Annotated in this window: 20 protein-coding genes; 6 read left to right on the top strand and 14 right to left on the bottom strand. The window is 64.6% G+C overall.

Features of this window, described 5'->3' with window-relative positions:
• Window positions 1-144 precede the first annotated feature (144 nt).
• The 4 genes from AC2CQI_RS16990 to AC2CQI_RS16975 all read left to right on the top strand — a co-directional run bounded on the left by AC2CQI_RS16990 (window position 145) and on the right by AC2CQI_RS16975 (window position 6,485).
• Window positions 145-2,103 carry a sensor histidine kinase gene (locus AC2CQI_RS16990; protein ID WP_484577395.1) on the top strand — a complete coding sequence of 653 codons (1,959 nt, stop codon included), beginning with the start codon at window positions 145-147 and terminating at the stop codon, window positions 2,101-2,103.
• 554 nt (window positions 2,104-2,657) lie between these two features.
• Window positions 2,658-4,310 (top strand): acyl-CoA dehydrogenase family protein, encoded by a 1,653-nt coding sequence (locus tag AC2CQI_RS16985; protein ID WP_484577394.1) that lies wholly within the window; start codon window positions 2,658-2,660, stop codon window positions 4,308-4,310.
• 66 nt (window positions 4,311-4,376) lie between these two features.
• Window positions 4,377-5,849 carry an AMP nucleosidase gene (gene amn, locus AC2CQI_RS16980; protein ID WP_075802222.1) on the top strand — a complete coding sequence of 491 codons (1,473 nt, stop codon included), beginning with the start codon at window positions 4,377-4,379 and terminating at the stop codon, window positions 5,847-5,849.
• 6 nt (window positions 5,850-5,855) lie between these two features.
• Window positions 5,856-6,485, top strand: a complete 630-nt coding sequence (locus AC2CQI_RS16975) for an rRNA large subunit pseudouridine synthase E (protein ID WP_484577393.1) — start codon at window positions 5,856-5,858, stop codon at window positions 6,483-6,485.
• A 3-nt stretch (window positions 6,486-6,488) separates the two neighbouring features.
• On the opposite strand, the gene AC2CQI_RS16970 is transcribed toward AC2CQI_RS16975, so the two are convergent.
• Complete coding sequence (locus AC2CQI_RS16970; protein ID WP_075802220.1) at window positions 6,489-6,695, bottom strand: DUF2788 domain-containing protein; 207 nt, start codon at window positions 6,693-6,695, stop codon at window positions 6,489-6,491.
• Between the two features lie 38 nt (window positions 6,696-6,733).
• Entirely contained in the window at window positions 6,734-7,210 is a 477-nt protein-coding gene (locus tag AC2CQI_RS16965) for an Lrp/AsnC family transcriptional regulator (RefSeq protein ID WP_009394930.1), read from the bottom strand.
• 488 nt (window positions 7,211-7,698) lie between these two features.
• Between AC2CQI_RS16965 and AC2CQI_RS16960 the strand changes: the two genes are divergently transcribed.
• Window positions 7,699-8,535, top strand: coding sequence for a DUF6515 family protein (locus tag AC2CQI_RS16960; protein ID WP_484577392.1), 837 nt, complete (start codon window positions 7,699-7,701; stop codon window positions 8,533-8,535).
• Window positions 8,536-8,653: 118 nt separating this feature from the next.
• On the opposite strand, the gene AC2CQI_RS16955 is transcribed toward AC2CQI_RS16960, so the two are convergent.
• Both AC2CQI_RS16955 and AC2CQI_RS16950 read right to left on the bottom strand, forming a co-directional pair.
• Window positions 8,654-9,526, bottom strand: a complete 873-nt coding sequence (locus AC2CQI_RS16955; RefSeq protein ID WP_484577391.1) for a cation diffusion facilitator family transporter — start codon at window positions 9,524-9,526, stop codon at window positions 8,654-8,656.
• Between the two features lies 1 nt (window position 9,527).
• Window positions 9,528-9,947 carry a polyribonucleotide nucleotidyltransferase gene (locus AC2CQI_RS16950; RefSeq protein WP_484577390.1) on the bottom strand — a complete coding sequence of 140 codons (420 nt, stop codon included), beginning with the start codon at window positions 9,945-9,947 and terminating at the stop codon, window positions 9,528-9,530.
• Window positions 9,948-10,066: 119 nt separating this feature from the next.
• On the opposite strand from AC2CQI_RS16950, the gene hrpB reads away from it, so the two are divergent.
• Complete coding sequence (gene hrpB / locus AC2CQI_RS16945; RefSeq protein WP_484577389.1) at window positions 10,067-12,586, top strand: ATP-dependent helicase HrpB; 2,520 nt, start codon at window positions 10,067-10,069, stop codon at window positions 12,584-12,586.
• A 3-nt stretch (window positions 12,587-12,589) separates the two neighbouring features.
• Here hrpB and AC2CQI_RS16940 read toward each other — a convergent pair whose 3' ends face one another.
• The 10 genes from AC2CQI_RS16940 to AC2CQI_RS16895 form a co-directional block, all read right to left on the bottom strand.
• Window positions 12,590-13,942, bottom strand: a complete 1,353-nt coding sequence (locus AC2CQI_RS16940; protein WP_484577388.1) for an APC family permease — start codon at window positions 13,940-13,942, stop codon at window positions 12,590-12,592.
• 285 nt (window positions 13,943-14,227) lie between these two features.
• Entirely contained in the window at window positions 14,228-14,524 is a 297-nt protein-coding gene (locus AC2CQI_RS16935; RefSeq protein ID WP_075802214.1) for a DUF3077 domain-containing protein, read from the bottom strand.
• 230 nt (window positions 14,525-14,754) lie between these two features.
• The gene (locus AC2CQI_RS16930; protein WP_484577387.1) at window positions 14,755-15,525 is read right to left on the bottom strand and encodes an IclR family transcriptional regulator; all 771 of its coding nucleotides are present in this window, start codon (window positions 15,523-15,525) and stop codon (window positions 14,755-14,757) included.
• Window positions 15,526-15,624: 99 nt separating this feature from the next.
• The gene (locus AC2CQI_RS16925; RefSeq protein WP_484577386.1) at window positions 15,625-16,194 is read right to left on the bottom strand and encodes a sarcosine oxidase subunit gamma; all 570 of its coding nucleotides are present in this window, start codon (window positions 16,192-16,194) and stop codon (window positions 15,625-15,627) included.
• A gap of 3 nt (window positions 16,195-16,197) precedes the next feature.
• On the bottom strand, window positions 16,198-19,095 hold the full coding sequence (locus AC2CQI_RS16920; protein WP_484577385.1) for an FAD-dependent oxidoreductase: 2,898 nt from the start codon (window positions 19,093-19,095) through the stop codon (window positions 16,198-16,200).
• Window positions 19,092-19,391 carry a sarcosine oxidase subunit delta gene (locus tag AC2CQI_RS16915; protein WP_484577384.1) on the bottom strand — a complete coding sequence of 100 codons (300 nt, stop codon included), beginning with the start codon at window positions 19,389-19,391 and terminating at the stop codon, window positions 19,092-19,094. The genes AC2CQI_RS16920 and AC2CQI_RS16915 overlap by 4 nt, the downstream gene beginning before the upstream one ends.
• A gap of 10 nt (window positions 19,392-19,401) precedes the next feature.
• Entirely contained in the window at window positions 19,402-20,643 is a 1,242-nt protein-coding gene (locus AC2CQI_RS16910) for an FAD-dependent oxidoreductase (protein WP_075802209.1), read from the bottom strand.
• Window positions 20,625-21,518: a bifunctional methylenetetrahydrofolate dehydrogenase/methenyltetrahydrofolate cyclohydrolase FolD gene (gene folD, locus AC2CQI_RS16905; RefSeq protein WP_484577383.1), complete on the bottom strand. Its 894-nt coding sequence runs from the start codon at window positions 21,516-21,518 to the stop codon at window positions 20,625-20,627. The genes AC2CQI_RS16910 and folD overlap by 19 nt, the downstream gene beginning before the upstream one ends.
• A complete protein-coding gene (purU, locus tag AC2CQI_RS16900; protein WP_484577382.1) occupies window positions 21,515-22,381 on the bottom strand; it encodes a formyltetrahydrofolate deformylase in 867 nt (288 codons plus the stop codon). Before purU ends, folD begins: the two co-directional genes overlap by 4 nt.
• Window positions 22,382-22,696: 315 nt before the next feature.
• On the bottom strand, window positions 22,697-23,290 hold the full coding sequence (locus AC2CQI_RS16895; protein WP_484577381.1) for a helix-turn-helix domain-containing protein: 594 nt from the start codon (window positions 23,288-23,290) through the stop codon (window positions 22,697-22,699).
• Between the last annotated feature and the right edge of the window lie 264 nt (window positions 23,291-23,554).

The following is a 23,554-nucleotide window of genomic DNA, read 5'->3' as shown; positions in this document are numbered from 1 at the left end:
TCAAAGGCATATTAGCCTCGCCGGCGGTGGTGCGAAGCCGCTATGCTAGAGTGCTTTGAAAATGACATCAGGCTCTGCCGGATCTCGTCGTCTCACAAGGACTGGGGCATCACGACGCGACCGTACAGGCCACGCTGGGGCTGTATGCGCTATCTGCTGATCGTTCTACTGGGCTGGCTGCCCTTGCTGGCCGGGGCCGTCGACTTCGACGACTCGACCCGAAACCTGCCCCTGGGCCGCGTCATGCAGGTCTTCGAGGACGTTGATGGCAGCGCCTCCATCGAACAGGTCAGTTCGCCTGCCTTCGCCGCTTCCTTCAAACCCCATCATGCCGATGTGCTCAACGCCGGGTACTCGAGTTCCGCGTTCTGGCTCAAGGTCGACCTGCGCTACATCGCCATGCCCAAGGCCGCGCCACGTACCTGGCTGCTGGAACTGGCCTATCCGCCGCTGGATCATCTCGAACTCTATCTGCCCGATGCGACGGGCCACTACCGCCTGGTCCAGCGCACTGGCGATGCCTTGCCCTACGCCAGTCGACAGATCGAGCAGGCCAGTTATGTTTTCGAACTGCCGATGGCGCCGGACCAGGAGCTGACCGCCTACCTGCGCCTGCAGAGCGAAGGCTCGGTGCAGGCGCCGCTGAGCTTGTGGTCGACCCAGGCCTATATCGAAGCGTTGCCGGCGAAGATCTATGTGCTCGGGCTGATCTACGGCGTGCTGCTGGGGATGCTGGTTTACAACCTGTTCATCTATGTCAGCGTCCGCGATATCAGTTACCTGTGGTACATCCTCTATATCGCTTCGTTCGGCCTCTACCAGCTCTCGGTCAACGGCGCTGCAGTGGCCTATTTCTGGCCCGATAGCCCGTGGTGGGCGAATGCCTCGACACCGCTGTTCATCGGTGCGGCGGGACTGTTCGGTTGCCAGTTCGCCCGCAGCTTCCTGCGCCTGGCCAGCCATGGCCGGGCCTTCGACCGGCTTCTGCAAGGGCTGGTGCTGTGTTCGGCGCTGGTTATGCTGATGTCGCTGGCCTCCAGCTACGGCCTGGCCCTGCGCCTCGCGACCCTGCTGGCCCTGGCTTTCACCCTGTGCATCTTCGCCGCCGGGCTGTTCGCCTGGTGGCGCGGGCTGCGGGTGGCGCGCTACTTCATCATCGCCTGGTCGGCGTTTTTGCTCGGTGGCCTGGTCAACACGCTGATGGTCCTCGGCCATCTGCCCAATGTGTTCCTGACCATGTACGCCAGCCAGATCGGCGCGGCGCTGGAGGTCTGCCTGCTGTCCCTGGCCCTGGCCGACCGGATCAACGCCATGCGCGAGGACAAGGCTGCGGTCCTGCGCGAAACGGGGCAGAAGCTGGAATTGCTCAACCGCCAACTGGCCCACAGCAACCAGCTCAAGGACCAGTTCCTTGCTACCGTCACCCACGAGCTGCGCACGCCGATGAACGGCGTGATCGGTTCGCTGGAGCTGATGCAGACCCAACCGATGGGCGCCGAGCTGGGTCAGTACCAGCACACCGCCAGTATCGCGGCGCAGAACATGCTGCGCATGATCGACGGCATCCTCATCCTCAGCGAACTCCAGGCCGGTCATCTGCAGGCCCGGGTCGAGTCGTTCAGCCTGCGCGGACTGGTCCAGGAACTGCGCACGCGTTTTATCTCGCCAGCCATGGACAAGGACCTGCTGCTGCACCTGGACGTCGCCGACGACCTGGCCGACCGCCTGCTTGGCGACCGCCACAAGCTGGCCCTGTGCCTGGGCTACCTGCTGGACAACGCCATCAAGTTCACCCATCGCGGCGGGGTCAACCTGCAGGTGCGCGGCACGCTCAGCCAGCACTTGCTGGCCCTGACCTTCACCGTGCGCGACAGCGGGATCGGCTTCGTCGCCCTCGACGATTCCTTGCTGTACCAGCGTTTCTTCCAGGTCGATGGCTCGATGAGCCGGGAATACGGCGGTCTCGGCATCGGCCTGTCGATCTGCCGCAAGCTCGCCGAACTGATGGGCGCGCGCCTGAGCCACAACTCGGTGCCGGGCCAGGGCAGCAGCTTCGAGCTGAGCATCGCCCTGGCCGTGGCGGTGCCGCTGGAGCATGGGTAGGTACACATCGTTTCTGAATAGTGGTGGCTGCGAGGTGCTTGTCAGAGAACCGCGTTATGGCCACTAGGCGCATGCCGGTAGATCTTCAGCGCCCTCAAGATCGAGCGCCGCCCGCGCGGCGCATCGCTGGCAAGCCAGCTCCCACATTTGTTGCAACGCGCCATGGCCTGTGAGATCTCCGCTGCCAGCCTTTGGCGGCTCGGCGATACATAGTGGGGAGGCTGTTGAGCTCGACGCGACATAGCGTCGTACAAACAAGGCGGTCAACTATGGCCTCACAGGCATAGGTACGTTGCAACAAATGTGGGAGCTGGCTTGCCAGCGATGCGCCGCGCGGGCGGCGCTCGATCTCAAGAGCGCTAGAGAAGTCGTGGCAAGCACCTGTCAGCCCTGACGCGATCTACTGCCGGGGCTTCTCAGTTCAAAAGGTGTGTAGATACCCATACCGCTGGACGGCGGATATATCGCGCCGCGTTAGGCGTTTTTGTCACTTTGTGCCGGGTTCGAGGCGTGATTCACTGGGTTTTTCAGATACGTCCTATCAGGAGCCCCGGATGAACCTGCATCAGTACGCTGAAACCCATGACGTCACCAACCAGCCGCCGTCCCTCGATGGCGCCAACCTCTACCGCCTCGACCTGCCACTGCAGGAGTGGGGCCGCAGGTTCGGAGCCGGTTGGGCCGAGTCGCGGATCGATGCCTACGGGGCCCTGGCCGGCGGGCCACTGATGGAGGCGGGTTTTCTCGCGAACCAGAACAAGCCGCAGTTCGCCAGCCATGACCGCTTCGGTCACCGTATCGACCTGGTGGAATTCCACCCGGCCTATCACCAACTGATGCGCACGGCCATCGAGCACGGCCTGCCGTCGCTGCCCTGGACCGACCCCCGTGACGGCGCCCATGTCGCCCGGGCCTGCATGACCTACCTGCACAGCCAGGCCGAAGCCGGCAGCGGCTGTCCGTTGACCATGACCTTCGCCGCCGTACCTGCGCTGAAGCTGCAACCCGAACTGGCGGAATACTGGCTGCCCAGGGTCCTCGCCACCGAATACGACCCGCGCAATGTCGGCGACCGGCACAAGGCCGGGGTGACCATCGGCATGGCCATGACCGAGAAGCAGGGCGGCACCGATGTCCGTGCCAACACAACCCGGGCTTATCCGGTGGGCGCGCCGGGTTCGGGCCAGGCCTATGAACTGGTCGGCCACAAGTGGTTCTGCTCGGCGCCGATGTGCGACGCCTTCCTCACGTTGGCCCAGACCGACAAGGGCCTGAGCTGCTTTCTTCTGCCGCGCCATCGCCCGGACGACCAGCGCAACCAGTTCTATATCCAGCGCCTGAAGAACAAGCTCGGCAACTGGTCCAACGCCTCCAGCGAAGTGGAGTTCCGGGGCGCCCTGGCCTGGATGATCGGCGAGGAGGGGCGCGGCGTACCGACCATCATCGAGATGGTCGCCATGACCCGTTTCGACTGCATGGTCGGCTCCAGTGCCCTGATGCGCCAGGCCCTGACCCAGGCCGCGCACCACTGCGCCCACCGCCAGGTCGGCGGCCGGGTGCTGGCAGACCAGCCATTGATGCAGAACGTCATCGCCGACCTGGCCCTGGAAAGCGAGGCGGCGCTGGCTTTGAGCCTGCGCATGGGTCAGGCCCTGGACCATCTCGACGATCCGCAACAGGCGCATTTCTCGCGGCTGGTGACGGCGGTGGGCAAGTACTGGATCTGCAAGCGCGCCCCGGCCATGATCAACGAGGCCGCCGAGTGCATGGGCGGCGCCGGCTATGTCGAGGACAGCATCCTGCCGCGGCTCTACCGCGAAGCGCCGGTCAACTCCACCTGGGAAGGCTCCGGCAATGTGCAATGCCTGGATGTGCTGCGCGCCCTGTCCAAGGAGCCGGGCGTGCTCGACAGCCTGTTTATCGAACTGGGCGATGGCCATGGCGACCGCCGGCTGGCGGCCCATATCGCCAATCTCAAGACTGCGTTCAGCGATACCAGTGATATCCAGTACCGCGCCCGCCAGCTCACCGAGGACATCGCCGTCGGCCTGCAGGCCAAGCTGTTGCTGGAGGCGGGCAATGCCACGGTCAGCGACGCCTTTATCGCCAGCCGCTTGGGCCAGGGCGGGAGGGTCTACGGCACCTTGCCGCGGGGCATCGACGTCGCCGCCCTGGTCCAGCGCTCGACGCCGAACTGGCCGCAATGAACGTGCGTGCCTTTGCAACAGGATGTAGGCAAGATGGAAACCTGCATGTCAGACAGGAAGTAACCCGTGAGCCGTTTTGATGAAGCCTTCGTTGTCGTAGAAACCGCCGAGCAAGCCGTCGATCGTCTGGCGTCCCTGCACCAGACTGCCACCGAGGCCCTGAGCCAGGCGCTCAAGCGCTACCTGAAGGACCGCACCGAGCCGGACGCCGACGAGCGTTCGCTGTTCCGCTACCCCGAGCTGCGCCTGACCTACCACTGCCATGGTGAAGTGCCCGCGACCACCCGGGCCTACGCCAAGGTCCAGCTGCCGGGCACCTACAGCGTCACCGTGACCCACCCGGCGGCCTTCCGAGGCTACCTGCTGGAGCAGTTGCGGCCGTTGATGAAGGACTTCACTGTCAAGGTCGAAGTCGGTGTCAGCGAGCAGAACATTCCTTACCCCTACGTGGTCGAGCAGGGCGATGAACTGGCCGGCACCGGCATCACCGCTGCCGCGCTGGCGCGGGTTTTCCCCAGCACCGACCTGTCCGCCGCCACCGACGGCATCGCCGACGGCCTGTACGACTGGGGCCGCGCCGAAACCCTGCCGCTGGCGCTGTTCGACGCTGCACGGGTGGATTTCTCCCTGCGTCGCATCGTCCATTACACCGGCAGCGACTGGCGCCATGTGCAGCCGTGGATCCTGCTGACCAACTACCACCGCTATGTCGACCAGTTCATCAGCCATGGCCTGGAGCGCCTGCGTGACGACCCGCGTTTCGTGCGCATGGTCCTGCCGGGCAACGTGATCATCGAAAAGGCCATGGACAACGGCGAGGCCCAGGCCCTGGTCGCCGGGGTGGTCTGGCACCGCTACCAGATGCCGGCCTACCACCTGATCGCCGCCGATGGCGACGGCATCACCCTGGTCAATATCGGCGTCGGTCCGTCCAACGCCAAGAACATCACCGACCACCTGGCGGTGCTGCGTCCGCACTGCTGGCTGATGATCGGCCACTGCGGCGGCCTGCGGCAGTCGCAGACCATCGGCGACTACGTGCTGGCCCACGCCTATATGCGCCGTGACGGCATTCTGGACCGCGTGGTGCCGCCGAACATCCCGATCCCGGCCCTGGCCGAAGTCCAGCTGGCCTTGCAGGAGGCGGCGGCGCAGGTCACCGGCGAGCGTGGCGACGAGCTGAAAAAGCGCCTGCGCACCGGCACCGTGCTGACCTACGACGACCGCAACTGGGAACTGCGCTGGGCCGAGGAACGACCGCTGATCAACCTGTCCCGCGCCGTGGCGGTGGACATGGAAAGCGGCACCATCGCCGCCCAGGGTTATCGCCTGCGGGTGCCGTACGGCACGCTGCTGTGCGTCTCGGACAAACCGCTGCACAGCGAGATCAAGTTGCCGGGGGCGGCCAACGCCTTCTACAACCGTGCGGTCAGCCAGCATTTGAAGATCGGCATCGCCGCCCTCGACCTGCTGCGCACCGAACTCAACTCGCTGCACTCGCGTAAACTGCGCAGTTTCGACGAGCCGCCGTTCCGCTGAGGTTTCATGCCGCTACCCCCACGCAACACGCCGCGCCGCCCCGCGGCCAAACCCGCCGGTCCGCGACGCCCGCCCAAGGCGCCGCCGGCCGAGCCGCGGTTGATCCTGTTCAACAAGCCCTTCGACGTGCTGACCCAGTTCAGCGACGGCGAGGGGCGGGCGACCCTCAAGGATTTCATCGCGGTGCCCGGTGTCTATCCCGCCGGACGCCTCGACCGCGACAGCGAGGGCCTGCTGCTGCTGACCAACGATGGCCAGTTGCAGGCGCGCATCGCCGACCCGAAGCACAAGCTGCCGAAGACCTATTGGGTACAGGTGGAAGGTGAGCCGACGGCAGAGCAGATCCAGCGCCTGCGCGATGGCGTCGAGCTGAACGACGGCCCGACCCTGCCGGCCCAGGCCCGTCAGTTGGATGAGCCGCAGCTGTGGCCGCGCAATCCGCCGGTGCGCTTTCGCAAGAGCGTGCCGACCAGTTGGCTGGAATTGATCATCAAGGAAGGTCGCAATCGCCAGGTGCGTCGGATGACGGCGGCGGTGGGTCTGCCGACCCTGCGCCTGGTGCGGGTCAGGATCGGCGACTGGACGCTGGACGGGCTCGAGCCTGGCCAGTGGAAGGAAGTGCCCGCGAAGCGTTGAGGCTTACTGGTTGAGCTCGATCCAGGTGATCACCACGCTCTTGATGATGAAGGCAAGGATGCCCAGCCCGAGCACGAAAAACAGGATGAACGTGCCGAACTTGCCGGCCTTGGATTTCTTCGCCAGGTCATAGACGATGAAGCCCATGAAACCAATCAGGACGGTGACGAGGATGGTCATCATCCACTCTTCGAACAACACAGGATCCATCGATTCTCTCCGGCAGCGTGAAGCGCCGGATTATACGCCTATCGCAGGTGGGTCAATGGCAGCTCGGTCGAGGCCAAAACCTGATTCAGGACAAAACTCGAGCGAACACTGGTGACACCCTCGATGCGGGTCAGGTGGCCGAGCAGCAGTTTCTGGTAGTGATCCATGTCCGGCACCACCACCTTGAGCTGGTAGTCGGCGTCCATCCCGGTCACCAGGCTGCATTCCAGCACCTGGGGCAGGTTGCGGATCGCCGCCTCGAAGGTCTCGAAGCGCTCGGGGGTGTGCCGGTCCATGCCGATCAGCACGTAGGCGGTCAGGCTCAGGCCAAGCTTCTTGCGGTCGAGCAGGGCGACCTGGCGGGAGATGAAGCCGTCGTCTTCCAGTTGCTTGACCCGCCGCGAGCAGGGCGATGGCGACAACCCGATGCGCTCGGCCAGTTCCTGGTTGGAGATGCGCGCATCGCGCTGCAATTCGGCGAGGATGCTCAGGTCGTAGCGGTCCAGCTTGCTCATGGATCAGGCCTTTTATGGATGGATTGCTGGTAATTATTAATATTTAGCGAAAAATTGCGCAAGTGGTGTTTATATCCGCAATCTTCGCAATCCTGTGCCTGCACGCTTTCCCTATCATTGTTTCCAGAATCACTGCTCGGACACATGTCCACGGCGACCTCCCCAATCAGGAGGGTCGCGGCCAGCAATCCCACAGGGTTGTGCTCGGCCCCCGAGCTACACACGGTCCACAAGACAGGTGTGAGGTGAGCCGGCGTCACAAGCGTCGAGCCAGGACAAGTTTCTCGAAGGGCGGCCCATGGGTCGCCCTTTTTTATTGGAGCTGCAAGCTATAAGCCGCAAGCGATAAGAAAAGGCTGCGGCGGCGCGGACTGCTTTTTCTTGCAGCTTGAAGCTTGTGGCTTACAGCTCCCATATTTCACCTGCCGAGCCGGAGCGCCCCTGCTAGAGTGGCCGTGAGATTAATCCCACGTGGGTAGAGGAACAGCATGACATCGCGTATCTGGCCACTGGCAGCCATCGGCCTGCTGTGCGTGAGCCTGAATGTATTCGCCGAGGGCGACTATGACCATCGCGGCGATGACCGTGGTCGTGGCGAACAGCGAGATCAGCGTGAGCAGCGTCCGGGCGGCTCGCCCCTGCAGTCCAAGCCCGGAGAAGTCTGGCAGACCCAGGAGCCGCGTCAGGGCTATTACCAGGACATCCCCCGGCGCAACGACGGCAACCAGCACTGGCAGACCGGCCCGCGTGGCCAACAGCCGAACTGGGCAGGGCGGCCGAGCGGGCATGGCAATGGCTGGGGCCCTGGGCCGCAGTACCGGCCGGGGCATGCCATCGACCGCTTCCCGGATCGTTATTGGAAAGTGCCGTATCGTGGGCAGGACTACTTCTACTCGGGCGGCTACTGGTATCGCCCGCATGGCTCGGGCTACGTGGTGGTGACGCCGCCGTATGGCGTGCGGGTGAGCTACCTGCCGGACTATGCGCGGGAGATGTGGATTGGCGGGGCGCTGTTCTTCCTGGTGGCGGATACCTATTACCAGTATCAGCAGGCCAGCCAGGAATATGTGGTGGTGAACCCGCCGCAGGTGCAGCAGCCGGTACCGGTGCAACAGGGTAGCGGGTATGACGTGATCGCCTACCCGATGCAGGGGCAGTCGCCACAGCAGCAGGAGCAGGATCGCTACCAGTGCCATCGCTGGGCGGTGGACCAGAGTGGTTTCGATCCATCCTATGCCAACCAGGCGCCGCCGGCGCAGGTGGCGGATACCTATCGCCGGGCGATGGGCGCTTGCCTGGCTGGGCGCGGGTATAGCGTCAACTGAAGACTTGCTGTGTGTTCGAGGGCCCTATCGCTGGCAAGCCAGCTCCCACAGGTTTCGCGGCGCACGCTGTACCCTGTGGGAGCTGGCTTGCCAGCGATGAGGCCCTAAAGAACACCCACTAAACCGGATCTGCATGCACCAGCACTTCAGCCCGCGGATACTCCCGACTGATCGCCGCCGAAGCCTCCACACACAACGCATGCGCCCTGGTCAGCGGCAGTTCCCCCGGCAACTCCAGATGCACCTGCACGAACCACCGGTTCCCCGAAACCCGCGTGCGCAGGTCATGCGCCCCGACCACCCCGGGCACCGCACAAACCAGCGCCAGCATCCGCTCGCTGACCTCCGCCGGCAACTCTTCATCCATCAAGGTGGCAAAGCTCTCCCGGGCGATGGTCAGCGCACTCCAGAAGATGTATACCGCGATCCCCAGCCCGAAGAACGCATCCAGTTGCGGCCAGCCATAGGCTGCCAACAACAGCGCCACCAGGATGCTGGCGTTCAGCAACAGGTCCGAGCGGTAGTGCAGCGAGTCGGCCCGTACCGCCGTCGACCCGGTCTCGCGGATCACCCGGCCCTGCACCATCAGCAGCGCCACGGTCAGCACCAGCGACAACACCATCACCGCCACGCCAAGCCCGGTATTGCCCAAGGGCTGCGGATCCTGCAAACGCTCATAGGCCTGGAACGCGATCAACACCGCGCTCACCCCGATGAACAACGCCTGCGCCATCCCCGCCAGCGACTCGGCCTTTCCATGTCCGTAACGGTGATCCTCATCCGCCGGCCGCAACGCATAGCGCACCGCCAGCAGATTGAGCAGCGACGCCGCGCCATCCAGCAGCGAGTCGGTCAGCCCGGCCAGCAAACTGACCGAGCCGCTCAACCACCAGGCGATCGCCTTGCTGACGATCAGGATGCACGCCACCGCGAGCGAGGCCCGGGTGGCGAGGCGCAGCAGGCGCGCGTGTTCGCTGGAAGTGGCCGTCATGTCAGGCAGCAGGCACCAGGCCGTACATCGCCAGTTGCTGCAGGCTGCCCTTGTGCTGGACCAGGCGCGGGTCGTTCAGCGGCAGGTTCTGGCCCAGTTCGCTTTCGAGGATGGCCTGCAGGCGGCTGTTGTCCACCTTGCCGTCGGCGCCGATGGCTTCGTTGAGTTTTTCCGGCGACACCTGCGCGGTGCTGCCGCCCGGCAGGTAGATCGCGCCGGTGGCGAAGTCGATACCGAAGGCAATCAGCCCGGGAATGACATAGAAGAGGATGCCGACGGCGTCGAGGGCGACGATCACCGGGTCGACCTTGCCTTCGATCTGGCCGCGACGATCCGGATAGAACAGGGTGCCGCAGGCCGTGAGCTGGGTCAGCAGGGTTGCGACCAGGATGCCGCCAGTGACACGGGAAGGAATACGCATTGAAAATCTCCGCAAGGATAGCCGCAACGATACCGGCAAAAGGCCGGCTTCAGAGGATAAGACCATGATAGGGCAGGCCGGGTTCGCCGTTATACTCGCCCCTCTGTTAGAGGGCTACCATGATTTCCTTACCGATTGATGCCGTACTGCCATCGTTGCGCGAAGCCCTGGCGGCGCGTCACGAAGCCGTGCTCGAAGCACCGCCCGGCGCGGGCAAGACCACCCGTGTGCCGCTGGCGCTGTTGCACGAGCCGTGGCTGGCCGGGCAGACGATCCTCATGCTCGAACCCCGCCGCCTCGCCGCCCGCGCCGCCGCCGAGCGACTGGCCAGCGTGTTGGGGGAAAAGGTCGGGGAAACCGTGGGTTACCGCATCCGCCTGGACAGCAAGGTCGGCCCGCGGACGCGGATCGAGGTGGTCACCGAAGGCATCCTCACCCGTCGCTTGCAGGATGATCCGGCGCTGGACGGCGTCGGCCTGCTGATCTTCGACGAGTTCCACGAACGCAGCCTCGACGCCGACCTCGCCCTGGCCCTCAGCCTCAATGGCCGCGAACTGCTGCGCGACGAACCTCCGCTGAAGATCCTGTTGATGTCCGCCACCCTCGAAGGCGAGCGCCTGTCGGCGCTGCTCGACGATGCTCCGGTGATCAGCAGCCAGGGCCGCATGTTCCCGGTGCAGATGCGCTGGGGCCGACCGTTCCAGCCGGGCGAGTACATCGAGCCGCGTGTCACCGACACCGTGTTGCAGGCGCTGGACGAGGAAAGCGGCAGCCTGCTGGTGTTCCTGCCCGGTCAGGCGGAGATTCGCCGGGTGCATCAATCGTTGCAGGACGCCCTCGGCGAGCGCCCGGATATCCTGCTCTGCCCGTTGCATGGCGAGCTCGACCTGTCCGCCCAGCGCGCCGCCATCGAGCCGGCGCCGGTCGGCACGCGCAAGGTGGTGCTGGCGACCAATATCGCCGAGACCAGCCTGACCATCGACGGCGTGCGCGTGGTGATCGACGCCGGGCTGGCGCGGGTGCCGCGTTTCGATCCGGGCAGCGGCATGACCCGGCTCGACACCCAGCGGATTTCCCGCGCCAGTGCCACCCAGCGCGCCGGCCGGGCGGGGCGCCTGGAGCCGGGCGTGTGCTACCGGCTGTGGTCCGAGGCGCAGCATGAGCAGCTCGCCGCTTATGGCACCGCTGAAATCATCCAGGCCGATCTGTCCGGGCTGGCCCTGCAGTTGAATCGCTGGGGTGTGACGCCTGAGCAACTGAGCTGGCTGGATGTGCCGCCAACTGCGGCCTATGCCCAGGCGCAGGATCTGTTGCGTCGCTTGGGAGCCCTGAGCGATGACCGTCTCACCAGCCACGGACAGGCGATGGCCGAGCTGCCGGCTCATCCGCGTATCGCCCACCTGCTGTTGCGCGGCCAGGATCTTGGTCTGACCGCCATGGCTTGCGATGTCGCCGCCTTGCTTGGTGAGCGTGACATCCTGCGCGGTGCGGGTGCTGATTTGCACAGTCGTCTGAGCCTGCTCAGCGGCGAGACCCGGGCCAATCGCGGCAGCCAGGGCGGCGTGCAGCGCGCCCGGCAACTGGCGCGGCAGTACCGTGGTTATCTGCGGGGCAAGCCCGGTGCGGCGGTGGCCGATCCGGAGCATCCGCGCTGGCTCGGCGCCTTGCTGGCGCTGGCCTATCCCGACCGTGTCGCCCAGCAGCGGCGTGCCGGTGGTGCTGAATATCGTCTGGCCAACGGCCGTGCCGCGCAGTTTGGCGAGGTCGATGCGCTGATGAAGGAACCGTGGCTGGTGGTGGCTGACCTGGGTAGCCGCCAGGGGCAGCGCGAGGAGCGAATCTACCTCGCCGCCGAACTCGATCCCGGGTTGTTCGACGAGGTGCTGGCCGAGCAGGTCAGCGTGGTCGAGCAGCTTGAATGGGATGAAAAGGAAAATGTCCTGCGTGCCGAGCGCCAGCGCAAGGTGGGTGAACTGGTCCTCAGCCGCGAACCGCTGACCGGCCTGGACGACGACGCCCGGGCCCGCGCCTTGCTCGACCTGGTCCGGCGCAAGGGGCTGGCGCTGTTGCCGTGGACCCCGGAGCTGCGCCAGTGGCAGGCGCGGGTCGCCTTGCTGCGTCAGCTTGATCTCGCCAACGGCGGCGACAGCGAATGGCCCGACTTGAGCGACGATGCCCTGCTGGCGACCCTGCCCGACTGGCTGCAACCCTACCTGGGCAAGGTCACACGCCTCAGCCACTTCGCCAACCTCGATCTCTCCTCGATCCTGCGCAACCTGCTGCCCTGGCCGCTGCCGCAGCGCCTGGACGAATGGGCGCCGGTGCATATCGGCGTGCCGTCGGGATCGAATATCCGTGTGGATTACAGCGAGCACCCGCCGGTGCTGGCGGTGCGCATGCAGGAGCTGTTCGGGCTGGCGGATACGCCGCGTATCGCTCAGGGTCGGCAGAAGGTCCTGTTGCACCTGCTGTCGCCGGCACGGCGGCCGGTGCAGGTGACGCAGGATCTGGCGAACTTCTGGCGCAGTACTTATGCGGAGGTGAAGAAGGATTTGAAGGGGCGGTATCCGAAGCATTACTGGCCGGATGATCCGCTGGTAGCGGAAGCCACCGCGCGGGCCAAGCCGCGCGGGACCTGAGGTTCAGCCGGCTTCGGAGAAGTCGGCAACTTTCACGTTACGCCGGAAGCCACCCGTCAGCACCAGCAGATAGGCGATACCGATAGCGAACCAGATCAGCCCGATGGTCAGGGTCAGGCTCGACAGGCTGGTCCACAGCCACAGGGTCAACGCCAGGCCCACCATTGGCACCACGCCATGGAGCAGCAGGTTCTTCGGTCGCCCCTTGGCCAGCAGGTGGGTGCGCAGCACCGCCATGTTCACCGCCGAGAAGGCCACCAGCGCGCCGAAGCTGATCAGCGAGGCCAGGGTTTCCAGGCTGATCACCAGGGCGATCAGCGAAACCGCAGAGACCAGCAGGGTGGCATTCACCGGCGTGCCGAAGCGCGCCGACAGGGTGCCGAAGAAGCGCTCCGGCAGCAGCCGGTCGCGGCCCATGCTGTAGATGATCCGCGATACCGCAGCCTGCGACGCCAGCGCCGAACCCAGGCTGCCGGCGACATAGGCGGCGGTGAAGAAGTTGGCGAGGAACTGGCCGCCGATCTGCAGCATCACTTCATTGGCGGCTGCGTCGGCATTGTCGAAATGGCTGCCCGGGATCGCCAGCTGGCTGAGGTAGGCGAGCAGGGTGAACAGGGCTCCGGCGACCAGGGTGGTCAGCATGATCGCCCGCGGTACGTCACGGCGCGCGTCGCGGGTTTCCTCGGCGAGGGTGGAGACCGCATCGAAACCGAGGAACGACAGGCACAGCACGGCGGCGCCGGCCATCAACGGATCGAAGCCCGGCTTGCTGCCATCGCCGACCAGCGGCGCCAGCCAGTCCACCGGGCCGTTGCCCAGCGAATGGCAAGACAGCGCGATGAACAACACGATAAAGATCACCTGCGCCCCGACGATCAGGTTGCTGGCCTTGGCCACCGAGCGGATGCCCATCACGTTGAGCACGGTCACCAGGGCGATGCACACCAGCACGAAGACCCAGGCGGGCACGGCGGGGAAGGCGATGTTCAGGAACAGCCCGATCAGCAGGTAATTGATCATCGGGATGAACAGGTAATCCAGCAGCAGCGACCAGCCGGCGAGGAAGCCGACATTCGGGCCGAAGGCGATATTGGTGTAGGAATAGGCCGAGCCGGCCACCGGGAAGCGCTTGACCATGATCCCGTAGGACGCGGCGGTGAACAGCATCGCTGCCAGGGTCACCAGGTAGGCCCCGGCGGTGCGGCCACCGGTGGTCTCGGTGACTATGCCGTAGGTGGTGAAGATGGTCAGCGGGACCATGTAGACGAGCCCGAAGAAAACCAGCGCCGGAAGGCCGAGCACGCGGCGAAGTTGATCATCGCCAGCGGCCGCTGTCGTGGAGTGCTGCTTGGTCATGGATGTCCCTTTGTACTTTTTATAGGGCTGCACGCGTGAATCGCGAACGGGTGAGGTGGCGATACCTGCCGGTGGGTCCGTGTGTGCGGCCTAGGCTAGCGGGGTGAGGGGGGAAAGAACATTGCAGTGGTGCAAGGGGTGATTGCCGGGGTGCCATATGGCTGGTTTCGATGTTGTTCTCTCGGCCCCTATCGCTGGCAAGCCAGCTCCCACAGGTACTGCACATGACTCAAGGCATGCAGTGACCCTGTGGGAGCTGGCTTGCCAGCGATAGGGCCATCAGCATCACCCCGAAACCGCCTGCCGTTCGATGCTCTTCAAGAGCGACGCAACGATAGCTTTCGAAGCTTCCAGACCATGCTGCGTCGCCAGCACCATCTTCGCCAGCCGCCCCTCTGCGATCTCGCTGGCCTGAAAGTTGTTTTCATGAGCCAGGCGCAGGAGGGACATGAGCTGTTCGAGCGCATGCTTCATCTCCACACCATCACGCACGGCGAACAGCGCGGTTTCGCCTTCATCGCAAAAGCAGAATTCGGTGTAGGTGGTGGTGAGGTCGGGGAGGGCGAGGTCTTTTTTCTTCATGATGTCCGACTGGCAAGTGTGGGAACCCGCTAGTGGCTGTCTGCCGCTATGTACGGGTAGGAAATCAACTTGCACGGTCTGTCAAAACCGGTCACTGGAAATCAATGACCCGCCAAGACTAGGCAACCCTTCCCCCACAGCGCAACGGCTGAAAAGCCGGAAAAGTGTGCTTGGGAAATTGCCTACGAGTTAGTCGGAGATTGAGGCAGATTGTTGCGCCAGCCTCCGCCTCAATCCCGAAACCCCAAGGCCGCCGATATCTCCCGACTCGCCCCCAGCAACGCGTGCAGAAACGCCTCCTGCGCCACCGCCGTATCCATCACCGCATCCGGCCCCGACAGGTTGATCGCCGCCGTGATCGCCCCACTGTGATCGCGAATCCCGGCAGCGATCGCGGTCGAGTAATCCGACCGATGCAGCACCCAGCCCCGTGCCCGGTCCTCGGCAATCAATTGCTGCAACTCCGGCAAGGTGCGCGGTGCCGGGGGCGGGTAATCATCCAGCCGCACATGCTGGTACAGCTGGCTCAACGCGCCCTCGGTCAAACCCGTCAGCAACACCCGGCCCAAGGCCGTGCCATGGCAGGGCAGGCGCGTGCCGATGGGAATATTGACGGTCAGCCGCTGCGGCGCGAAGGCGCGGTAGACGTAGAGACTGTCGGTCTGCTCGCGAATGCTCAGGTGACACGACAGTGAAGTCCGGTCCCGCAGGTCATTGAGATAGGGCATCGCCACCTCGACGATGTCGCGGCTGGCGAGGTAGGCGAAGCCGTCGGAGATGACCCGGCTGCCCAGCTCGAAATCGCTGCGCCCGGCCTTGCGCAGGTAGCCCATGTCCACCAGCGTCTGGACGATGCGGTAGACGGCGGAGGGGCTGATTGCAAGGCGCTCGGCCATGTCCTGCATACTCAGGCTGCGCTGGCGGGCGTTGAACATGCCGAGGATGGTGAGGCCGCGCTGGAGGGCGGGGACTCGGTAGTCCATGGGTTCTATTACAGTCATGGTTGAAGTCCTGTGGTGACTGGGCGGGCCTCATCGCTGGCAAGCCAGCTCCCACAGGATCCGCGTGTACCGCCGAACCTGTGGGGGCTCAACAACACATCAGCTGAGCAAGTTCTCCAGGTCCACCGGCACCCCACCAAACTCCCCCATGGCATCCAGCACCGCACCCTGGAAATACGCTACCGAAGCCCGATCACACAGCAGATAGAACCTGGCCAGCTCCGCACTCCCGGCATTGATCACGATCACGTTCAACCGCGCCACCGAAGTCTGCGCCACGCTCCCCACCGGGAACGCCTCGGCGCGCAGGTCCACGCCGCAGATCTTCGCCATCACCTCGGCCACATGTTTCCCGGACAACTGCAACCAGGCATGGCTGTCCTGGCGCGGCAGCAGGTAATTGCGCTCCTCGCCCAACACCCAGCCAGCCTCTTCGGCGGCAATCCGCTGCCCCCGGTCCGCCAGGCTGCCCAGCAGGAAATACTCGGTCTGCGACAACCGCGCCACCAGGGTTCCATCGTCACAGGCCACAGCCTGATTGGCCGCCGATGGCAGCGAGTACCCTCGCGCCGTCAGCCACCCGGCGGCATCCACGCCACGGAAACCCACCCGTGGCAGATCGGTCAGGTCGATGAGCGCGCAGCGCTCGATAGGATTGAGACTGGTCATGGCTCAGAGCTCCTGGCGCTGGTTGTCGGGATCGAAGAACGGCAGTTTCACCACGGTGGCCTGGACGATTTCACCACCCTCCACGCGGATCGGAATGCGCATCCCAGGCTCCGCCTGATCGGCACCGGCATAGGCCAAGCCAATGATCTGCCCGAGGGTCGCGGAGTATTCGCAGGAGGTGACGTTGCCGCTGATATCCGCACCGCTCAGCACCAGGTGGCCTTCCAGCGGCTGCGCACTGCCCTTGGGTAGGCTGAAGCCGACCAGCTTGCGCTTGAGCGGCTGGCGCTCGAGGATCTCGATGGAGCGCTTGCCGACGAAGAACGGCTTCTTCCGGCCGATCGCCCACTGCATGTCGATCTCTCCCGGATGGGTCATGCCATCGGTGTCCTGGCTGATGATCACGTGGCCTTTTTCCAGGCGCAGCAAGCGCTGGCTTTCCACGCCGAACGGACGAATCCCGAACTCGGCCCCGGCCTCCATCAGCACATCCCAGAGCTTGCCGCCGTGACGGGCCGGCACGTGGATTTCATAGCCCAGCTCACCGACGAAACCGACACGCATCAAGCGCGCCGGAATCCCCGAAACGCTGCCGGTCCGCACGCCGAGATAAGGGAAGCCTTCCGCCGACAGGTCCACATCGCTGCAGATCTTCTCCATCACCTTGCGCGACAACGGGCCGGCCACGTTCACCGCCGCCAGCGCCGCAGTGACGTTGGCGATATCCACATCCAGGCGCCATTGTGCGTTCCACTTGAGCATCTGCTGGTAGATGCGATCGACGCCGCTGGTGGTGGCGGTCACGTAGAAATGCCGCTCGGACAGACGGGCGATCACGCCATCGTCGATCACCACGCCATGCTCGTTGGTCATCAGGCCATAGCGGGTCCGGCCCACCGGCTGCTTCTTGAACGGCATGGTGTACATGCGCTCCAGCAGTTCGGCGGCATCCGGGCCGCGTACGTCGAGGCCGCCCAGGGTGGAGACGTCGATCAGGCCGACCTTCTCCCGCACATGGCGCACTTCCTCCTGCATGCAGCGCTCGCGCTCACCCGGCTTGCCGTAGTAGGCGGGGCGCTGCCAGATACCGGCAGGCATCAGCTTGGCACCCGCAGCCACATGGCGGCTGTGCATGGCGGTATGGCGATACGGATCGAAGGCACGTCCGGCGACATGCGCCAGTTTCTCCGCCTCGAACGGCGGCCGCGCCGTGGTCACCCCGGTCTCGCTGATGCTGCGCTTGGTCGCCTGGGCCACCAGCCGGGCCGTCGGCAGCGCCGAATGACGACCTTGGGACGGGCCCATGCCCACGGTGGAGAAGCGCTTGACCAGTTGTACATCGCGATAGCCATGGCGGGTGGCGTTGACGATATCGCGCACCTGCAGGTCCTCGTCGAAGTCGACGAAGTCCTTGCCTTTCGGGTGGGCGAAGATCGGCCATTCGAAGTTGACCCGCGCCTCGCCGGCGAACTCGGCAGCGCCCACGCCCGGCTCCAGACCCAGCGCCTGCACGGCGGCAGCGGCAACCCGGCTGCCATCCAGCAGCACGTTGTCCAGTTGATGACGACCATTCACCGAGCCGGCGACTGTCAGTCCGTCCGGCAGACCGCTGATGGCGAACTCCGCACGCTGTTCGTCATACGCCAGCTTGCCGCCGGCCTGGCACAGCAACTGATAGACCGGCATATAGCCCGCCGACATGCACAGCAGGTCGCACGCCAGGCTCAGCCCCTGCTCGGCCACCTGGCCTTGGGCGGTGATGCGGCGAATTTCCACGCCGCTGACATGACGCATGCCTTTCTCGTGCTGCGCCTCGTACACCGTGCTGCCCAGGTGCACCGGAATCCCGCGCTTCTCCAGCGCCACTTTCAGCGCCACATCGGCGGGCTGCACACGCATGTCCACCAGCGCGACGACCTGCACGCCCTGGTCCGCCAGGTCGAGCGCGGCGAGGTAGCCGTCATCGTTGCCGGTCAGCACCACGCCGCATTTGCCCGGCTTCACCGCATACAGCTTCATCAGGCGTTGCGCGGCGCTGGCGAGCATCACGCCCGGCAGGTCGTTGTTGCGGAACACCACCGGCTGGTCGAAGGACCCGGCGGCGACGATGCATTGTTTGGCCCGCACCTTGTACATGCGCTTGCCCTGGATCACCGGCAGGTAGTTGTCGGTGAACCAGGCGTTGCAGGTGGCCTGGGTCAGCACCTGGATATTGGCGTGGCCTTGCACGGCACTCAGCAACTCGCGGCGCAGGGCATCGGCGCGCTGGCCTTCGGCGTCGAAGCGGGCGTAGGTCAGCGAGCCGCCGAGCACCGCCTGCTGTTCGATCAGCAGCACCCGCGCGCCGGCATTGGCGGCGGTGAGCGCAGCGCTCAAACCTGCCGGCCCCGCACCGATCACAGCCACATCAACAAAAAGATAAGCCTTGTCGTAGTACTGCGGCTTGAAGTTCAGATCCAGCACTCCAAGACCCGCCTTCTTGCGAATCAGCGGCTCCCAGATCTTCCACATGCCCTTGGGCTTGAAGAACGAGCGGTAGTAGAAGCCCACCGGCATGAAGCGCGAGAACTTGCCGAGGTAGGCGTCGCGGTCGCTGTCCAGCGAGCCGTTGAAGTTCTGCCCGGTGACGGTCATCCCGGCCGCCAGCCCCTGGGCGTCGGCCAGCACATTGGGCTCGTCCGGCAGTTGCACCAGGGTATTGGCATCCTGCCCGGCCATGGTCAGCGGGCCACGGGGGCGGTGGTACTTGAACGAGCGCGACAGCAGCCAGCGGCCATTGGCGAGCAGGGCGCTGGCGATGCTGTCGCCGGCGAAGCCCTGGTAGTCGGTGCCGTCGAAACTGAAACGCAGGGGCTGATCGCGGTCGATCAGCAGGCCCATCGGGGCGGCCAGGCGGCTCATGCGACACCCTCCTCATGGGCCGTGAACTCGACCCGCTGGTTGAACACGTCCTTCGCGTCGAAGGTGCGGATGATCTGGTCGGTGACCGTGTGCCGTTCGGCGAGGAACCAGTAGCTGGAGGCGTTGTGCATCCACCACTCGCGCACCACCCCGGCCTCGTTGTCGCTGTTGAACACGTAGTCGGCCCACTCGGCGTCGCTGCAGGTGGCCGGGTCGGGCATCACCTTGAACTCGCCGCCGTAGGTGAACTCGCTGATGTTTCTCGGCCCGTTGAGCGGGCAATTCATGATCTTCATGGCATTCCCCTTAGTGGCTGGCCGCAGTGGCGCCCATTTCGTTGACCTGCTGGAAGGTGCTGAAGCGCTCCAGGGCGAACGGCTTGATCAGCTCCGGCACGCGGCCGCCGCTGGCGACCAGCTCGGCCATGGTCTTGCCGCAGATCGGCGTGGCCTTGAAGCCCCAGGTGCCCCAGCCGGCGTCGAGGTAGTAATTTTTCACCGGCGACAGGCCCATGATCGGGCTGTAGTCCGGGGTCATGTCGGTGATCCCGGCCCACTGGCGCATCAGCTTGGCATTGGCCATGAACGGGAACATCTCGATGGCGTGGGCCAGCAGGCTTTCCTTGAGGTCCAGGGTCGAACGGGTGTTGTACAGCGGGTACGGGTCGGAGCCGCCGCCGAAGACGATCTCGCCGCGGCTGGTCTGCTGCACGTAGCAGTGCAGGGCGGAGGAACTGACCAGCGGATCGAGGAACGGCTTGAACGGCTGGGTGACCATGGCCTGCAACGGGTAGGTGTGGATCGGTGCGCGGATCCCGGCTTTCTTCAGCATCAGCGAGCTGGCGCCGGCGATGGCCTGCACCGCGCAACCGCATTTCACCGTGCCGCGATTGGTCTTCACCGCGGTGATGCGGCCGTTCTCGATGACCAGGTCCTGGACCTCGGTGAGCTGGTGGATTTCCACCCCGCGCTTGGCCGCCTGCTTGGCGTAGCCCCAGGCCACGGCGTCGTGGCGGGCGGTGGCGCCGTCGATATGCCAGAGGCCGGCGAGCACCGGGATATGGCCCGGGTCGAGGTTCAGGCTCGGCACCAGTTCGCGGATCTGCTGGCGGTCGATCATCTCGGTGCGTCCGCCGAAATGCTTGTTCACTTCCGCACGCTGGCGGAAGGCGCGCACCGTGGCGTCGGTGTGGGCCAGGGTCAGCTGGCCGCGTTCGGAATACATGATGTTGAAGTCGAACTCGTTGGACAGCTCCTGGAACATCCGCACCGACTCGATATAGAAGCGCACGCCTTCGCTGGTCAGGTAGTTGGAGCGGATCACTGCGGTGTTGCGCGCGGTGTTGCCGCCACCCAGGTAGGACTTCTCCAGCACCGCGACGTTGGTGATGCCGTGGTACTTCGACAGGTAGTAGGCGATGGCCAGGCCATGGCCGCCGGCGCCGATGATCACCACGTCGTAGGAAGACTTCAGCTCGGTCGGCGGCGGCAGGTCGACCTCCGCCGGGTACTCGGAACTCAGGCCGTATTTCAGGAGATTGAAGGGCATGGGGCCTCCTGCTGCAGGCGTGCGGCGGTCAGGGTGTTTTTCATCAGGAAGGCGATGGTCATCGGGCCGACGCCACCGGGTACCGGGGTAATGGCCGCGACCTTGGGCAGGGCGCTGTCGAAGTCGACGTCACCCACCAGCCGCGAGCGCTCGCCCTCGGTGATGCGGTTGATGCCGACATCGATCACCACCGCGCCGGGCTTGAGCCAGTCGGCGTCCACCAGGCGCGGGCGGCCGACGGCGGCGACGACGATATCCGCCTGGCGGCACAGTTCCTTCAGGTTGGCGCTGCGCGAGTGGACCACGGTCACCGTGCAATGGGCCTTGAGCAGCAGGGCGGCCATGGGCTTGCCGACGATGTTCGAGCGGCCGATCACCACCGCGTGCTTGCCGCTGAGGTCGCGGATGCTGTCTTCCAGCAGGCGCATGCAGCCGGCGGGGGTGCAGGGGGTGAGCACGTCGCGGCCCTGGCTGAGGCCGCCGACGTTCTCGGCGTGGAAGCCGTCGACGTCCTTGCGCGGGTCGATGGCCTGGAGCACGCGGGTTTCATCGATATGGGCCGGCAAAGGCAGTTGCACGAGGATGCCATGGACGCTGGCGTCGGCGTTCAGTTCGCCGATCAGGGCGAGCAGGGTGGCCTCGCTGGTGTCCGCCGGCAGCCGGTGTTCCTCGGAGCGAATGCCGCATTCCTCGGCGCGCAGTACCTTGTTGCGCACGTAGACCTGGCTGGCCGGGTCCTGGCCGACGAGGATCACCGTCAGTGCCGGGGCGATGCCCTTGGCCTTCATGTCTTCGACCTGGGTCTTCACTTCCGCGATCACGCGGGCGGCGGCGGCCTTGCCGTCGATCAACTTGATGGGGGCTGGAGTATTCACCGGAAGATCACCGTACGGTCGCCATTGAGGAATACCCGGTGCTCGAGGTGGTATTTCACCGCCTTGGACAGGGCCACGGTTTCGGTATCGCGGCCGACCGACACCAGGTCGTCGGCGAGGTAGGCGTGGTCCACGCGCTGCACTTCCTGCTCGATGATCGGGCCTTCGTCGAGGTCGGAGGTGACGTAGTGGGCGGTGGCGCCGATCAGCTTGACGCCGCGGGCGTAGGCCTGGTGGTACGGCTTGGCGCCCTTGAAGCCGGGGAGGAACGAGTGGTGGATATTGATGGCGCGGCCGGCAAGCTGTTTGCAAAGGTCATCGGAAAGGATCTGCATGTAGCGGGCGAGGACCACCAGTTCGGTGCCGGTTTCCTCGACGATCTGCAGCAGGGCGGCTTCCTGTTGCGACTTGGTGTCCTTGGTCACGGGCAGGTAGATGAAGCGGATGCCCTCGCGCTCGGCCATGGGCCGCAGGTCGAGGTGGTTGGAGACGATGGCGGTGATCTGCATGTCCATCTCGCCCTTGTGGTGGCGGTAGAGCAGGTCGGCCAGGCAGTGATCGTACTTGCTGACCATCAGCAGCACGCGCATCGGCTGGGTGCTGCCGTGCAGGCTCCAGTCCATGTCGAGGCGCTGGGCCACGCTGTCGAAGCCTTGCTCGACTTCGTCGATGTCGCCTTGGTAGTTGTCGTTGAAACGGAACACCGCACGCATGAAGAAGCGCCCGCTGGTGTCGTCGTCGAACTGCGACATCTCGCTGATGTAGCAACCTTTTTCCGCCAGGTAGGTAGTGACTGCCGCGACGATGCCGGAGGTGGCCGGACAGCTGATCTTGAGGATGTAGTGGCTGGTGGCGTGATGCATTTCGGGTCCTCGGATGAAGTGGCGGCAGCGGTCGCAAGGCGGAAATTTCAGCGGTGAAGCGAGGTTTTGTCGGTGAAAATTATTTATTGGTGGGAATAAAATATTCCTTTTTCGCTTTTATAGGCGAAAGGAAGGTGCAGGTCTAGCCTGTGGGGAAAATTTTTATCTTGGGAGGAAACTGAAAGGCAGGGGATTTTTGTGGTGGGGTTTAGGGCCTCATCGCTGGCAAGCCAGCTCCCACAGGGATTGCATGCACCGCTGAACCTGTGGGAGCTGGCTTGCCAGCGATGAGGCCCTGAAGGGCACTAGAGAAGTTCAGTCATTCCCATAGTTCATGATCGACAACAACTTGATCGGCACCTGCACCAGCTTCTCCGGCCCATGGGGCACATCCCCGTCGAAGGTCAGGCTGTCCCCGGCCTGCATGTGATACAGCTGGTTGCCATGCCGGTACACCAACTCGCCCTCCAGCAAATGCAGGAACTCGGTCCCCGGATGAGCGAAGGTCGGAAACTCCTCGCTCGCATCATCCATGCTCACCATGTACGCCTCGAAGTTCTTCTTCGGCCCGCGGGTGTGGTTGAGCAGTTGATAGGTATGTCCCTTCTCGGTCCCGCGCCGCACCACCTCCATCCCCTCGCCAGCCTTGACCAGGATCGCACTGCCATCGGGCTGGTCGTACTGGCTGAACAGCTTGGACATGGGCATGCCCAGCACGTCGCACAAGCGGCTGAGGATATCCAGGCTGGTGGAGACCTGGGCGTTCTCGATCTTGCTCAACATGCCCTGGCTGATCCCGGCGATGCGTGCCACATCCGCCAGTTTCAGTTCCTGGGCCTGGCGCTCGCGGCGAATCTGCATGCCCAGGTATTGCTCCAGGCGCAGGCGGGGTGGGGTCTCGGTGGTCACGGTCGGTCAATCCTGCTTGTTTTCGGTTCAGGAAAATTAATTTCGCACTGAGAAAGTGCAAAACATCCCGGCCGCGATCAGGCGAAGGCCGGGACTTTCCTCGGATGAAAGAGAGTTTCCCATATAAACAGCAGGCCGGTGCAACGCCGGGGCCATTTCCTGTTGTGTCTTCAAAACTGGCAAGCGCCTTGCATTCCTCTCAGGAAACTAAATTTCCTTGATGGAATCAGCCGTACCTGACCTGCTTAGAAACCTTGTTCTCCT

Source organism: Pseudomonas sp. P2S-1 (assembly GCF_057197725.1).
The sequence above is the reverse complement of the archived record's forward strand: the minus strand, read 5'-3'. Positions and strand labels throughout refer to the sequence as shown.

Bases quoted from the DNA above. Each gene is read 5' to 3' on its own strand.
- AC2CQI_RS16940 (WP_484577388.1), bottom strand. From the start codon at position 13,942: ATGACCAAGCAGCACTCCACGACAGCGGCCGCTGGCGATGATCAACTT.
- AC2CQI_RS16985 (WP_484577394.1), top strand. From the start codon at position 2,658: ATGAACCTGCATCAGTACGCTGAAACCCATGACGTCACCAACCAGCCG.
- purU (WP_484577382.1), bottom strand. From the start codon at position 22,381: ATGCATCACGCCACCAGCCACTACATCCTCAAGATCAGCTGTCCGGCC.
- AC2CQI_RS16970 (WP_075802220.1), bottom strand. From the start codon at position 6,695: ATGGATCCTGTGTTGTTCGAAGAGTGGATGATGACCATCCTCGTCACC.
- AC2CQI_RS16935 (WP_075802214.1), bottom strand. From the start codon at position 14,524: ATGAAGAAAAAAGACCTCGCCCTCCCCGACCTCACCACCACCTACACC.
- AC2CQI_RS16950 (WP_484577390.1), bottom strand. From the start codon at position 9,947: ATGCGTATTCCTTCCCGTGTCACTGGCGGCATCCTGGTCGCAACCCTG.
- AC2CQI_RS16960 (WP_484577392.1), top strand. From the start codon at position 7,699: ATGACATCGCGTATCTGGCCACTGGCAGCCATCGGCCTGCTGTGCGTG.
- hrpB (WP_484577389.1), top strand. From the start codon at position 10,067: ATGATTTCCTTACCGATTGATGCCGTACTGCCATCGTTGCGCGAAGCC.
- AC2CQI_RS16965 (WP_009394930.1), bottom strand. From the start codon at position 7,210: ATGAGCAAGCTGGACCGCTACGACCTGAGCATCCTCGCCGAATTGCAG.
- AC2CQI_RS16955 (WP_484577391.1), bottom strand. From the start codon at position 9,526: ATGACGGCCACTTCCAGCGAACACGCGCGCCTGCTGCGCCTCGCCACC.
- AC2CQI_RS16930 (WP_484577387.1), bottom strand. From the start codon at position 15,525: ATGACTGTAATAGAACCCATGGACTACCGAGTCCCCGCCCTCCAGCGC.
- AC2CQI_RS16925 (WP_484577386.1), bottom strand. From the start codon at position 16,194: ATGACCAGTCTCAATCCTATCGAGCGCTGCGCGCTCATCGACCTGACC.
- AC2CQI_RS16990 (WP_484577395.1), top strand. From the start codon at position 145: ATGCGCTATCTGCTGATCGTTCTACTGGGCTGGCTGCCCTTGCTGGCC.
- AC2CQI_RS16910 (WP_075802209.1), bottom strand. From the start codon at position 20,643: ATGCCCTTCAATCTCCTGAAATACGGCCTGAGTTCCGAGTACCCGGCG.
- AC2CQI_RS16975 (WP_484577393.1), top strand. From the start codon at position 5,856: ATGCCGCTACCCCCACGCAACACGCCGCGCCGCCCCGCGGCCAAACCC.
- AC2CQI_RS16920 (WP_484577385.1), bottom strand. From the start codon at position 19,095: ATGAGCCGCCTGGCCGCCCCGATGGGCCTGCTGATCGACCGCGATCAG.
- AC2CQI_RS16915 (WP_484577384.1), bottom strand. From the start codon at position 19,391: ATGAAGATCATGAATTGCCCGCTCAACGGGCCGAGAAACATCAGCGAG.